We start from the raw sequence: 13,176 nt of genomic DNA, 5'->3' as shown, positions 1-13,176 counted from the left end.
GTCGATTCTCTAGCGCCGTACTACTCAGTATGATAACTTCGTCCCCGGGTCCAGACGGATGGACCGGCTGACAGGTCCGCTGCATGACAGACCGTTCGGGCGGGTCAACACTGTCGGCCCCGCCCCATCTGAGAACTAGGAGTAGCATCTGATGACCGCATCAGCTGTCTCGCCGTTGGATTACGACCCCGCTGACCATGACGCATTGCAGGATCCCTTCCCGATGTATCGGGCACTGAGGGATGCAGGTGTCACGTACAGCGAGAGGCAGGAGGGCGGGTTCTATGCGCTTGCCCGCTACGAGGATGTGCACGCGGCAGCACGCGACTGGCAGACCTTCAGTTCCGCCGGCGGGATCACGATACCGGCCACCGGCAACCCCGAACGGTTCATCCCGATCGAGTACGACCCACCGCAACTGCAGGAGTATCGGAAAATCCTCGCTCCGTTGTTCACCCCGAAGAAGACCAACGAGATGGAAGCGGAGCTGCGAGGCATCGCCCGCGACATCATCGACTCCATCGCCACGGGCGACTCGTGTGAGTTCGTCAATGACTACGCCTACCTCTATCCGATCGTTGGGATGTACCGGTCTCCGTGGATGGGCACTCCACTCGAGGGCGTCAAGCTCGATCCGGAAGGGCCCGACGACTGGCCCCAGAACCTGCGCAACTCGGTGCAGACGTTCATCCACGGTATCGGCGAGCCGTCCGCTCGCATCGCCGGCCTGATCATCGAGTACTCGAAGAAGGTGCTCGCCCACCGCCGCGAGAACCCCGCCGACGATATCCCGACATACCTGCTTAATGCCGAGATCAACGGTCGCAAACTAACCGAGACCGAAATACTCAATACGATGCTGCTGCAGTTCAACGCCGGTCCGCCCACCGTTGGCGCGGCTTTGAGCGGGATGTTTTGGTTCCTCGCGCAACGGCCCGAGATCCAGACGCAGCTGGCCGAAGACCCGGCGAAGATACCGCTGGCGATGGAAGAGCTGCTCCGCTACCTCGGGCCGACTCAAGCCGAAAAGCGCACCACAACCCAGGCAGTGACGGTGGCAGGGCAACAGATACCGGCGAAGTGCCCAGTCGCGCTGGTTTGGGCGGCGGCCAACCGCGACGAGGCGGAGTTTCCCAATGCCGAGGAGTTCGTGTTGGACCGCTTTCCCAACCGACACATAGCATTCGGCATGGGTGTACACCGATGCATCGGGTCGAATGTCGCCCGCCTGTTGATCCAGACCTCCCTGGAAGAGTGGTTCCGCCGTATTCCGAAGTTCTCCATCCGTCCCGGTTCGCCGACGCCATGGGAAGTGGGCGTTTCTCGGAGCCTGAAGAATCTTGAGCTCATTTGGTGAGCAGTCAACGAGCACATGCCAGACTGCGGGTTGGCGACGCCAACTCAGCGCCGAGGAAGGGACACAGAAGTTAGCCATGGAAGCCACCACCGAAGTGGGTAAGTTGTACGTCGAGGTCGATCAGTCGGTATGCCAGGGCCATGCGCTGTGCCATCGGGCACTACCGGAGATTTTCCTCAGTCATCCGCAGACCGGCCTGTCATACACCGAGGACACGCCGGTGCCCGAGGGGCTCGAGGACAAGGTCATTGCCGCCGCCTTGAACTGTCCGGAACGCGCCATCCGGTACTGGGCGGACTAGGCCCAAGCCAGCTCGGCGCTGGGCACCATTCGCTGAAAAGCGCCGAATTACCCCCGGGTGTCGGCTATCCGACACCCGGGGCCCGACAAACCCCGGCCGAACGACCGGGTCGAAACGGCAGCCTTGCCGAAAGACCGAGCGATTCTTTGATTAGACGGTGATAAGCATGCACTGGATTGACGACTCTAAGTCCGAAAATGTCGCTGCCGGACGCGCATTGGCACTGCAAGCGGATGCAGTCGGCGATGCGCCATTTCTGGCCTGCGATGATCGGCGGTACAGCTACGCCGAGGTCAACGACACGGTAAACCGCTATGCGAACTCGCTGCGCGCACTCGGCGTCGGACCCGGCGACCCGGTGTCAATGCTGATGGACAACAGCCTGGAGTTCGTCTTCAGCGCACTGGCGGTCAACAAGCTCGGTGCGATGTGGGTGCCCAGCAACACCAGCTATCGGGGCGAATGGTTGTCTCGCACCTTCGAAGACGGCGGCGCGAAAGTGCTGCTCGTCGATGAGTCGCTGCTGGGGCGCGCCACCGAGGACGGCCTGGCCCGGCGTTTCGAACGGGTCGTGGTCAACGGTGACGTCGAAGCCGTTCCCGATGAAGTGCTGCGGCCTCGATCGATATTGATGTCCGAGCTCGCTGCCGGCTCCGGCAAGGAGCCGAACACTTCCGCCGATGCCGCCACCATCTCGTCGGTGATGTGGACCTCCGGTACCACGGGACGTTCCAAGGGAGTCATGCAGCCCTTCGGGGCGTGGTATGCCGCCGCCCGGATATTCACCAGAGCGCGCGACGTCAGATCCGACGACGTCTTCTACTGCTGCGTCCCGCTTTTCAACTCCGGAGGCTGGTCGCTGAACGTCTTCCAGGCGATGTACACCGGACTGCCGATCGCCATCGACAAAGAGTTCTCGGTCTCTCGGTTCTGGGATCGGGTGCGCCGCTATGGTGCAACGCAATTGCTCACGCTCGGGTCGATGCATATGTTCCTGTGGCAGCAGGACGAGCGCGACGATGACGCCGACAATCCGGCCCGGGTGGCGGGGCTGCTCCCGTTGCCGGCCGACGTCAGCGAGCCGTTCCGCAAGCGTTTCGGGCTCGAACGGATCTGGCGTGGCTACGGTCAGAGCGAAATCATGCCGGTGTGTGTGTCAGACCCCGACCGTCAGGGCGACCTCGCCGGCGAGGGCTTCCCGCGCGACGACATCGACGTCACACTGCGCGATGACAAAGACCAGGCGGCGGCGGTCGGTGAGGTCGGCGAGATCTGCGTCCGTCCGCGACAGCCCAACATCATGTTCCGGGGCTACTACCACAACGAGGCGGGCACCGCGAAGGCTTGGCGTGACGGCTGGTACCACACCAGCGATCTAGGACGCTTCAACGAGAACGGCGAACTGTTCTTCGTCGATCGCGCGGGTGACTACATGCGTTACAAGGGCCGCAACATCCCTTCGTTGGAGCTCGAAGAACTCATCGGCCGCCATCCCGCGGTCGCCGAAGTCGCCGCGCACGGCGTGCAGTCGGCCGATCACGACCGGGAGGACGAGGTAAAAATCTGCGTCATCGTCCGGGACGGACACCAGGTGTCCCCAGAGGAACTTCTGCGGTTCGTCAACGATCGCGCCCCCTACTTCATGGTTCCTCGCTATGTCGAGTTCGTTACCGAGCTTCCGCACACACCGACCGGTCGAGTGCAGAAGTTCCAGCTCCGCGAACGCGGGCTAACGCCACAGACCTGGGATCGCGAAGCCGCGGGCCTCACGTTGGAGCGGTGACCACACCTCGGCAGGGGCCTGAGCAGCTGACATCTGATTGAGAATCGCGGATATCACTCCGGATGAAATACCTTGATAACCAAAGGGTTAGGTCAGCACTGTGCCTGATACCGTTTTAACGGTCGTCGATGAACACATCGCTCTCATCACGGTCAACGACCCACAGCGCCGCAATGCCGTCACCTTCGAGATGTCAGCGGCGCTTCGTGCTGCAGTAGAAGGCGCAGAGGCGGACTCACGCGCCTTTACGACGGCTTCATCGCCGTCGCCCACTGCTGGCTACCGACGATTGCCACGGCCAACGGGCCGGCGGCGGGCGCCGGGCTGAACCTCGCGCAGGCAGCCGACGTCCGCATCGCCGGCCCTTCCGCGCTTTCGACCCGCGCTTTCAGCAACTTGGAATCCATCCCAGCGGCAGGGCCACCTGGATGTTGCAGAGGGCAGTCGGACCGCAGGCGGCGCGGGCATCAATGCTGTTCGGTATGCGCTTCGATGCGGACGCAGCGGTGCGCTTCGGACTGGCACTCGCCGTATCCGACGACTCGGTCGCTGCGGCAAGGGAATTGGCCGCCGGCCCGGCCCAAGCACCGCGCGAAGTGGTGATCGCGACGAAGGCATCCATGCGGGCGACGGCCAACCCCGGCGTCATCGACACCGAGCAACACGCACTGGCGGTCGATGTCCAACTCGGACCGCAGGCCGTGTCGCTGCACTCGACGGAGTTCGCCCGGCGGCTGGCCGCCGCTCAACGCAACTAGCTTGTCACCGTTCCCAGTACAGCTTGCTGATCGCCGCAGCATCCTTGTAGTAGATGTCGACGTCGACAATCTTTCCGTCGACCACCTGGTAGATCTCCACCATCGGCATCTGAACGGACCGCCCGGTGTGCTTGGAAGTGAACTGCCCGCACATCCGCACGACGACGATGCCGTTGCCGGCGTCGAGCACCTCCCGCTCTTCGACCTCCAGATCGAGGCCAGCCAATAGCTTGCCGAGCAGATCCTCGCGGAACGCCTTTATGCCCGTGAAGACACCCGGGTAGGGCAGACAATCCGCTTCGCGCAGGGTGATTTCCGGATGAAAGTTCGCGGTCATACCGACAAGATCGCCTGCGAGCAAAGCGGCAATCATCGAGTCGACGACGGCGGTGGCTTGGTTAGGCATCTTCGTCTCCTATGACTCCATAGTTCCGCAGCGGCTGCCGTGGATCGGTGGCAGAAAGTTCACTAGACCGAAATAGGAACGGGCTCAGCGCTACTCGGCGGCCTCCAGCCGGTCACCCTGGGGATAGAGGCGTTCGGCCCACTCATGGAATGTCCGGTACGGCCGGGTCTCGGTCCGCGTCAGGGGTGGCTTGTCGATATAGATCATGTTCTCCCAGATCGGGAAGTCGCGCTGGGCCTGGGTGAACTGCTCGTTGATCCGGCGCTGCGCAAAATCGTCGGGTTCGTCACTCTCGGCCGTGCGCGGAGCCCACGTGGTCATTCGGAAGTCGGATACCTCGCCGTCTACCGGAGTGACCCCGACCAGGGTGTAGGCGTTGTCAGCGCCGGCGAAAAGCGTTCGCGACAAGCCTATTCCCATCAGATCGATCTCCAGCGACCCGGTGATCGGCCCATCCGGGGTCAGCCAGGTCGACTTCTTGTTGCTGCCGAACTCCATCTTCTGCGACACGTGCAGGATCGGTCCGCGGTCGTCCATATCCAGAATGACCGGATTGGAGCCCGCTCGGTGAACATAGGAGAAGTGCCCGCTGTCGATGGCGTTCTCGGCCACCATCTGGGGATGGACCCGCACCTGCCAATGCCGGGATGCGCGGTCGATCGGATAGAACTCATCGGGATCGTCGACCAGTTCGGGAACCTCCCAAGTGGGCTCTTTACCGTCGACGTCGTACCACACGAAGACAACGCCGCAATTTTCGGTCACCGACCAGCACCGCATGGTGTGTCCCCGCTTTGGGGGGGAACCATCGGGGATGTGGGTGTTGCGCCCTTCGGCGTTCCAGCGCCAGCCGTGGAATGGGCACTGGATGTCGTCGTCGACCACCACACCGCCGTGGCCTAGATGCGCTCCCATGTGCAGGCAGTGCGCGTTGAGCACGACGATCTTGCCAGACGTGCCGCGGTAGCCGACCAGATCGGTGCCGAAGCAGCGTAGCGGGCGGACCTCACCGAGCGGGAATTCAAACGACCAGCCGACCTGGTACCAGCCCGTGGGAATCTTGGTGTGGGGAAAGTTGATTGCCATCACCCCACCGCCGTTCGAGTCATATCGTTTCGGCGCAACATCATCTTGCACTCCTTTCTGGCGGTGGACATCACCGCGTGGAGACTTCCACACTGTCGAGTTCCCGGCGGATCTCGTCACCGTGCTGGTCGTAGGCGGGGGCAGGGGCAGCGACAAACGGTTGTCCGGCCACGATCGCGCCCTCCCCGGTGCAGGTGAACGGGCCAGCAACCGGGTCGACCGCCTCGAACACAATTCCCCGATGCGCGACGTGCGGGTCGCGGCGCATCTCGTCGAAATCGCGCGGAGCTGGACCAATTGGAATCCGCTGTGCCACTGCGATTTCCATCCACTCGGCTTGGGTCCGGGTCCGGAACAGGTCCTGCAGATCGCGCCGCAACTGCTCGTCAGGACCGAAATCGACTGGCGTGGATTCGTTTTTTCGGGGAAGCAGGTCGACTCGGCCGGTCGCTCGACAGAAGGCGTCCCAGAACCTGTGCTCGATGGCACAGAACAGCACCACCAACTCATCCGCGGTCTCGTAGAACTGGTACTTCGCGCCGCGGTACACCGCCTGCTGCTGTTCGGGAACGTTCTCCGGGTCGATCACCCGGTGCGCGTTGAGCGCGCTCGCGACGGTGCCCCACGCCTGGGCGACGACGGCGTCGCTAGCGGCCACGTCGATATAGCAGCCCTCCCCCGTCCGCTCCCGCTGGATGATCCCGGCCAGGATGTGAGTCGTCGCGTACATCGCGCCGGCCGCGGTGCCTTCACCGCCGGAGCGCCCGTTGGGCCCGCCAGTGGTGAGTGGGCCCATGAAGCCGTCCACGTCGAGCGCGCGGGGCTGACCGGCGCCGAGCGCGTCCATCATCTGACCGTGGGTCGGCACCGTGCTGTACGGTCCGCTCGCACCGAATCCGGTGTACTGGCAGTAGACGATCGACGGTCTCCGAGCACGCTGAACGGCGTAGCCGATCCCGAGCCGGTCCGCGGTACCGGCGGTCAGACCGTCGACGAAGACGTCCGCGGTATCCAGCAGACGCCAGAAGGTGCCAAGGTCGTTCCCATCGGTGAGGTCCAGCGCAATCGACCGCTTACCGCGGTTGACGTGCAGGTGCACCGGGCTCCGGCGGGGGGCGAGGACGCCGTTGATGTCGCGCAGATAGTCACCCACGGGTGGCTGCTCGATCTTGATCACATCGGCCCCCATGTCCGCGAGCCGCATGCCGACGGTGTCGCAGTTGAGCAGCACGCCGCATTCCAGGACGCGCACGCCTTCCAGGAGCCGGCTCATTGCTCGTCCGCGAGACTCACCGAGAGCCCGCCGATCCCCCGCGATAACTTAGCCATACGATCATTAATATCATACTCGGTAGTATCTTCTCAACTCGCTTTTTAGTATTTGCTGCCTCACGTCAACCATGACGTGGCGGACTGGTGTAAAGATTGCTTGATTCCGGTCGGACCGCCGTCAACCGATCGGGTAGGCCGCCGAGGTGACGGGCCAGTCCCGCCGCGCCGCCACAATCGCGTCGAGCGCGCGACGGTACGTGTCGAGGTCCCCGGTAGGCACGCCGAGCAGCAATCGCCCGACGCCGAGCGAGCGGTAGCGCTCGACCGTCCCCGCCGAGGGCAGCCCGCTGCGGAAGTTGTCGAGGGAGCGCCGCCCCCCGGCCAGCCCCGTCGCCTCCACCAGGCTTACCGACAGCGCCCCGGGCTCCCGGCCGGCCGCCTCCCACTCACACCGGAGCCGATCGAGGTCCTCGGCCAGCGTCTGCTCGCCCATAGCTCGAACGGGAAGGCAGCCGTCAGCGAACTCGACAATGAACCGGATGTTCGACGCGGTGAGCTTCGCCCCGAGCAGCACCGCCGGTGGGCGCATCGGCTTCGGCCAAGACCATGTGGGGCCGAACTGGACGTGCGTGCCGTCGAATGACGCAACCTCCTCGGTCCACAGCCGCCGCATCGCGAGGACTTTCTCCCGCAATACTGCGCGGCGGTCGGCGAAGGCGACGCCGTTGTTCGCGGTTTCGAGGGGGTTCCAGCCAAACCCGATCCCCCATTCGAAACGGCCGCCGGACACCATGTCGAGGGTGCTGATCACCTTCGACAGGATCAGCGGGTTGTGTTCTGCGGGTAACGCAACCAGGGTCCCCAACCGCAAACTGGTCGTGGCGGCAGCGGCCGCGGTAAGGCCGATGTACGGGTCGATGAACCGCTTGTAGACCTCTGGGACGTGGCCCTCGGGTCGGCTGTGTCCACTGAACCGGCCCTGGGTGTAACGGTGCACGGTGTCGGTCGGCAGATGAGTGTGCTCGCCGATCCAGATCGAGCCGAACCCGCGCTGCTCTGCCTCGCGAGCGGCGTCGGCCGGGCCGATCGACTGGTCGGTGAGCTGCAACGCCAGGCCGACGGTCAAAGACGCGGCGGCAGAGCATGTTTGGGTCATCGCTTCTCCAGGAAGGGGCGGCCCCCGCCATAAACGTCGTTGTCCCTGGCGGGGCCGCGCATGCGGAATCAGGACAGTGCAATCGACACGGTCTTGTGCTGGAGGAATTCCGCAACGCCCAGCCTGCCCCCTTCCCGGCCGTACCCGCTCTCCTTCACCCCGCCGAACGGTGCGCCCGGACCGGCCGGCGCACCAGCGCCGTTGACGGCCACGGTGCCGGATTCGAGTGCGGACGCCACGCGCAGGGCGCGGGCCAGGTCGCGGGTGTGCAGGTATCCGGCCAGACCGTAGGGGGTGCCGTTGGCGACGGCCACCGCCTCGTCTTCGTCGGAGAACCGGATGGCTGCGGTCACCGGACCGAACACCTCATCCTGAGCGACCTCGCTGTCCGGGGCGACGTTGCCCAGCAGGGTGGGCTCGATGAAGTACCCAGCCGCGAGCTCGTCGCCCTTGCGGTTGCCGCCGGCCAATAATTCAGCGCCAGTGTCGCGGGTGGCATGGTTCACCATGCCGAGGATGCGGTCGCTGGCCGCGGCACTGATCACCGGTCCCATCGCCGTCGTCGGATCGAGCGGGTCACCGACCTGTACCTGAGCCAGCGCTCCGGCCAGCATCGCGGTGAACTCGTCGTAGATCGACTCGTGCACAATGGCGCGCGTCGGCAGGGTACAGGCCTGCCCCGCCGAGAAGACGACCGATGCCGCGGTCTCGACGGCCTTGGCCAGGTCGGCGTCCGGGAAAACGATGTTGGCGGACTTACCGCCGAGTTCGAGCAGGACCGGCTTGAGCTGCGCACCGCACGCCGCGGCGATGCGGCGACCGGTCGGTCCGCCACCGGTGAAACTGATCTTGCGGACCCCGGGGTGTTCGACCAGGGCCGCCCCCGCCTCCGGACCGCCCGGCAACACGGTGATGACGCCCGGGGGCATACCCTCCTCCTCGCACAACCGGGCGATGAAGGTCGATGTGAACGGGGCGAGCTCGGAGGGTTTGAGGATCACGCAACAGCCCGCGGCCAGCGGCGGGGCCACGCACATGCCCCAGCCACCGATCGGGGCGTTCCAGGTCAGGATCACCGCGACGACCCCGATGGGTTCCATCAGGGTCAGGTCCATGGTCTCCCCGGGCGCAGTGGGGACGACCGTGCCCTCGAGCTTGTCGGCCCAACCCGCCGCATTCTCGAACCAGTTCGCGCCGTGCGGGACCAAGACCGCCTTGGCGGCCGACACCGGCAGGCCATTTTCCATCGCCTGCATGACGGCGAGTTCGTCCTCGTGTTCGCGGATGCGCGCGGCGATGCGGGTGAGGAGCCTGCGGCGGTCTTCGGGCCGCCACTGGCGCCACTTCCGGAAAGCCGTCTGCGCGACCGCGACCGCCTCGTCGATCTCGGCGCGGCCGGCCAGCGGGACATCGGCCTGCGGGCGACCGGTGGCCGGATTGATGTGCTGGTGGACGCCCCCGGAGCCGGTGCCAAGCCATCGCGTGCCCAGATAGATCTCGGAGACCAGCGGACGCGAGTTGTCGGTCGCGTTAACTCCCTGCGTCACTGCCGGTTCACCTGACCGTCATCGACCGGAAGTGCAACGCCGGTGACGTGTTGGGCCGCATCCGACGCCAGCCACAGCACCGCCTCGGAGATCGCGTTGGGATGGACGCCGGGGCGGGGGGCGTGGCGCATCTCCTCGCCAGCTTGCGGATCGCGCATGTGACCGGGATTAGGAGCGTACTCGGGGAAGTCAGCGAAGAACTGCCACGGCACCTTGTCCTGCGTGCCCATCGAACTGACGAAGTCGCCCTCGCCCAACACCGTTCCGGGATGCACGGTGTTGACCCGAATGTTGTACTGGCCCAACTCATTCGCGAGCGCCTTGGCGAGCCCGACCACGCCGAACTTGCTGGCCGAGTAGTGGGAGGTGTACGGCAGGCCGCGAATACCGCCGGCAGAACTGGTGGCGATGATCGACCCGCCGCGGCGGCCCTTCATCATGTGCGGGATCACTGCGCGAGCGCTGTTCCATACGCCCTTGAGGTTGACGTCGATGATGTCATCCCAGGCGTCTTCGGGGATTTCCCACGACCAGTGCCAGGAGATGATTCCGGCGTTGGCGCACAGGATGTCAATCGCGCCGAATTCGGAGACCGCGGCGTCGGCGGCCGCCTTCAGCGCCTGGAAGTCGCGGACGTCGGCCACGTGGCTCTGTACCCGGCGACCGGTCTTCTCGACCAGCTTGGCCGTGTATTCCAGTTCTTCGGTGGTGGCCATCGGATAGGTGACCGCCTCGTTGATCGTCGTGCATGCGTCGACGAGCACGATGTCGGCGCCTTCTTCGGCCAGTCGCACCGCATGCGAGCGCCCCTGCCCGTGCCCGGCTCCGGTGATAAAGGCAACCTTGCCCTGCACCCGACCTGTCATGTGTCGCTCCTTCCGTGACCTCTGCGCCGAGGTCGCAGATGCATACTACCAAGTATGATGCTGAGGTGTTCATCCCGGCGCCCACCCGCAACACCCGCCACCTTTCGACCGCGCCACGGGCTAGGTCACATCAAGTCCTCCAGCCCAAGTGCCCAGCCAGGCGGTACAGTGATCAGGCACCTACCCAGTAGTAGCTCATTACTTTGGCACGATTTACGTGCTCCGAACCATCGACCCCGAAGGGAGCGCTGGGTTCTGATGCGCCAGCTGACCGCCCGACAGATCGCCAGTCGGAACGAAGTGTTGATCGCCGCCGCCGATGCATTCACCGCCCGCGGCTACGCCGCCACCTCCATCGACGACATCGCCGATCGGCTCAACGCGACCAAAGGCCGCGTCTATCACTACTTCCGTACTAAGGGCGAGATCTTCGTCGGCATCCACAAGCGCGCGATCGAGCTCTCGTTTCGCGCCATCGATGAAGCGGTGGCGGGCGAGACATCCGCGACCGGCAAGTTACGCAAAATGGCGGAGGCACACGCCATGCTGATGATGTCCGAGCCAACTTTCATGGGGCTTGCCGCTCGACACCTCGAGATGAGCCTGGCGAGCGAGGGTCGCACGCGTCAGCGAGACATCAACGAAATCCTCGAGCTGCGACGCAAATACGAATCGCAGTTCGAGCAAGTCATCGCCGAGGGGATGAAATCCGGCGAGTTCGGGGCCAAAGACTCCGACCTGATGGCCAAGGCCGTGCTCGGCACCCTGAACTGGATGAGCATGTGGTATAGCCCGCGAACCGCGCGCACCGAGGAGGAGAAGCGCACCATCGCCTCCTCGCTCGCCGAGTTCGTCATCAACGGCCTCGCTCCACGCACACCCGACGGGGTTTAGCCGAGGTTTAGCCGCCGTCCGCGGTAACCATCCCGCATCCGCGGTAGCCATCCCGCACCCTAGGGTCCGGGCAGCCTCGTTGTGTGGGCGGACGAGTCTGCATGACATACTACTCAGTAGGTTCATAGTGCTGTCGGCTGAATCAATGCGTAGAGCGCACCACACAGAAGGAGAGAACCAAAATGCACATCGAAGGCTCCAGCGCCATCGTCACCGGGGGCGCGTCCGGTCTGGGAAGGGCGAGCGCTCAGCGACTCGCAGAGGCCGGCGCGCACGTCGTGATAGTCGACCTGCCCACCAGCGCGGCCGCAGCTGTGGCGGGCGAGCTTGGCGGAAAGTCCACCTTCGTCGCGGCCGACGTCACCGACGCCGAGCAGGTCCAGGCGGCGGTGGACACCGCTGTGGATCTCGCGCCGCTGCGCACCCTGGTCCATTGCGCGGGACGCGGTGGGCCGGTGCGGGTGCTCGACCGTGCCGGCGAGCCCGGCTCCCTGGAGGACTATGTCGATACCGTCAGCATCAACCTGGTCGGCACCTTCAACACGTTGCGCCTTGTTGCCGCGGCGATGGCTCGAAACGAACCGCAGCGGTCCGAACACGGCGACCGCGGGGTGTGCGTTCTGACCGCTTCGGTCGCCGCCTGGGAGGGCCAGATCGGTCAGACCGCCTACGCCTCCTCGAAGGCCGGCATCGTCGGCATGACCGTGGTGGCCGCCCGCGACCTGGCCTCGAAGCAGATCCGGGTGTGCACCATCGCACCCGGCATCTTCGACACCCCGCTGCTGGCGCGAGTCCCGGACGCCGCCCGGGCGTCGCTGGCAGCGGCCGTCCCGCACCCCCGCCGGTTGGGTGATCCGTCCGAGTTCGCCGCTCTGGCAATGCATATCGTCGAGAACGACATGCTCAACGGCGAAACCATCCGGCTCGATGGTGCGATCCGGATGGCGCCCCGATGAGTGCGGATCGCACCGCCCCGGCAGCCGATCCGGTGCTCGTCACGGCCGACGATGGCATTCTCATCATCACCCTGAACCGGCCGGAGTCGCGCAACGCTGTCAATCTCGATATGGCTCAGCAAATCTCGGCGGCACTGGATCGGCTCGATGGAGATCCGGAATTGCGCGTGGGGGTGATCACCGCCAACGGACCGTCGTTCTGCGCGGGCATGGACCTCAAGGCGTTCGCGCGCGGTGAGGTGCCGCGGCCGGAACCGCGCGGGTTCGCCGGCATCGTCAAACAGCCGGCGGAAAAGCCGTTGATCGCTGCGGTCGACGGACCCGCTGTCGGCGGCGGTTTCGAGATCGTGCTGGCGTGCGACCTGATCGTGGCGTCCGAGGCGGCCCGATTCGGCCTGCCGGAAGTCACCCGCGGACTCACCGCCAATGGCGGCGGGCTGGTGCGACTGCCACGCCGGATCCCCCATCATCTGGCGATGGAGCTGATCCTGACCGGCGCACCGATCGATGCTGCCCGCGCCGCCCAGCTAGGTCTGGTCAACCTGCTGACCGCGCCGGGGAAAGCCGGTGCCGCGGCCCGCGAACTGGCCGCCGTCGTCGCTGCCAACGGCCCGCTCGCCACCCGGGCGTCCAAGCGTGTCGTCACCGAGTCCGTCGACTGGTCCGAACCGGAACTCTTTTCACGCCAGGAGGAGATCGTTGCACCCGTGCGCGCCTCGGCCGACGCCGCCGAAGGCGCTCGGGCGTTCGCCGAAAAGCGCGCACCCGTCTGGCAGGCTCGCTGACCCACCAGC

At 65.1% G+C, this 13,176-nt stretch carries 12 protein-coding genes and 1 pseudogene; 7 read left to right on the top strand and 6 right to left on the bottom strand.

Translation table 11 applies throughout. The annotated features are described in order from the left end of the window. The first annotated feature begins 151 nt into the window (after nt 1-151). From MELE44368_RS13840 to MELE44368_RS13825, 4 genes and pseudogenes are all read left to right on the top strand, one after another. Nucleotides 152-1,357, top strand: a complete 1,206-nt coding sequence (locus MELE44368_RS13840) for a cytochrome P450 (protein WP_128109024.1) — start codon at nt 152-154, stop codon at nt 1,355-1,357. A 76-nt stretch (nt 1,358-1,433) separates the two neighbouring features. Continuing rightward, the gene (locus MELE44368_RS13835; RefSeq protein ID WP_128109023.1) at nt 1,434-1,658 is read left to right on the top strand and encodes a ferredoxin; all 225 of its coding nucleotides are present in this window, start codon (nt 1,434-1,436) and stop codon (nt 1,656-1,658) included. A gap of 166 nt (nt 1,659-1,824) precedes the next feature. Next, nucleotides 1,825-3,441 (top strand): AMP-binding protein, encoded by a 1,617-nt coding sequence (locus tag MELE44368_RS13830; RefSeq protein WP_128109022.1) that lies wholly within the window; start codon nt 1,825-1,827, stop codon nt 3,439-3,441. Nucleotides 3,442-3,699: 258 nt separating this feature from the next. Beyond that, a pseudogene (locus MELE44368_RS13825) lies at nt 3,700-4,199 on the top strand (enoyl-CoA hydratase-related protein). A 4-nt stretch (nt 4,200-4,203) separates the two neighbouring features. Here MELE44368_RS13825 and MELE44368_RS13820 read toward each other — a convergent pair. The 6 genes from MELE44368_RS13820 to MELE44368_RS13795 all read right to left on the bottom strand — a co-directional run bounded on the left by MELE44368_RS13820 (nt 4,204) and on the right by MELE44368_RS13795 (nt 10,532). Then, complete coding sequence (locus MELE44368_RS13820) at nt 4,204-4,605, bottom strand: nuclear transport factor 2 family protein (protein WP_128109021.1); 402 nt, start codon at nt 4,603-4,605, stop codon at nt 4,204-4,206. 90 nt (nt 4,606-4,695) lie between these two features. Then, entirely contained in the window at nt 4,696-5,691 is a 996-nt protein-coding gene (locus MELE44368_RS13815; RefSeq protein WP_128109020.1) for a Rieske 2Fe-2S domain-containing protein, read from the bottom strand. A 70-nt stretch (nt 5,692-5,761) separates the two neighbouring features. Then, nucleotides 5,762-6,964, bottom strand: coding sequence for a CaiB/BaiF CoA transferase family protein (locus MELE44368_RS13810; protein ID WP_128109019.1), 1,203 nt, complete (start codon nt 6,962-6,964; stop codon nt 5,762-5,764). A gap of 177 nt (nt 6,965-7,141) precedes the next feature. Continuing rightward, entirely contained in the window at nt 7,142-8,119 is a 978-nt protein-coding gene (locus MELE44368_RS13805) for a TIGR03619 family F420-dependent LLM class oxidoreductase (RefSeq protein ID WP_128109018.1), read from the bottom strand. A gap of 68 nt (nt 8,120-8,187) precedes the next feature. Next, complete coding sequence (locus MELE44368_RS13800) at nt 8,188-9,666, bottom strand: aldehyde dehydrogenase family protein (protein ID WP_241566618.1); 1,479 nt, start codon at nt 9,664-9,666, stop codon at nt 8,188-8,190. After that, nucleotides 9,663-10,532, bottom strand: a complete 870-nt coding sequence (locus MELE44368_RS13795; protein WP_128109017.1) for a mycofactocin-coupled SDR family oxidoreductase — start codon at nt 10,530-10,532, stop codon at nt 9,663-9,665. The genes MELE44368_RS13800 and MELE44368_RS13795 overlap by 4 nt, the downstream gene beginning before the upstream one ends. Nucleotides 10,533-10,790: 258 nt before the next feature. Between MELE44368_RS13795 and MELE44368_RS13790 the strand changes: the two genes are divergently transcribed. The 3 genes from MELE44368_RS13790 to MELE44368_RS13780 all read left to right on the top strand — a co-directional run bounded on the left by MELE44368_RS13790 (nt 10,791) and on the right by MELE44368_RS13780 (nt 13,167). After that, the gene (locus MELE44368_RS13790; protein WP_241566617.1) at nt 10,791-11,426 is read left to right on the top strand and encodes a TetR/AcrR family transcriptional regulator; all 636 of its coding nucleotides are present in this window, start codon (nt 10,791-10,793) and stop codon (nt 11,424-11,426) included. A gap of 182 nt (nt 11,427-11,608) precedes the next feature. Next, a complete protein-coding gene (locus MELE44368_RS13785) occupies nt 11,609-12,382 on the top strand; it encodes an SDR family NAD(P)-dependent oxidoreductase (RefSeq protein ID WP_128109016.1) in 774 nt (257 codons plus the stop codon). After that, nucleotides 12,379-13,167 carry a crotonase/enoyl-CoA hydratase family protein gene (locus MELE44368_RS13780; RefSeq protein ID WP_128109015.1) on the top strand — a complete coding sequence of 263 codons (789 nt, stop codon included), beginning with the start codon at nt 12,379-12,381 and terminating at the stop codon, nt 13,165-13,167. The genes MELE44368_RS13785 and MELE44368_RS13780 overlap by 4 nt, the downstream gene beginning before the upstream one ends. Nucleotides 13,168-13,176: the final 9 nt, after the last annotated feature.

The sequence above is a fragment of the Mycolicibacterium elephantis DSM 44368 genome (assembly GCF_004014805.1).
Lineage (GTDB): Bacteria > Actinomycetota > Actinomycetes > Mycobacteriales > Mycobacteriaceae > Mycobacterium > Mycobacterium elephantis.
Note: the sequence above shows the minus strand (reverse complement) of the source record. Positions and strands in the feature narration are given on the sequence as shown.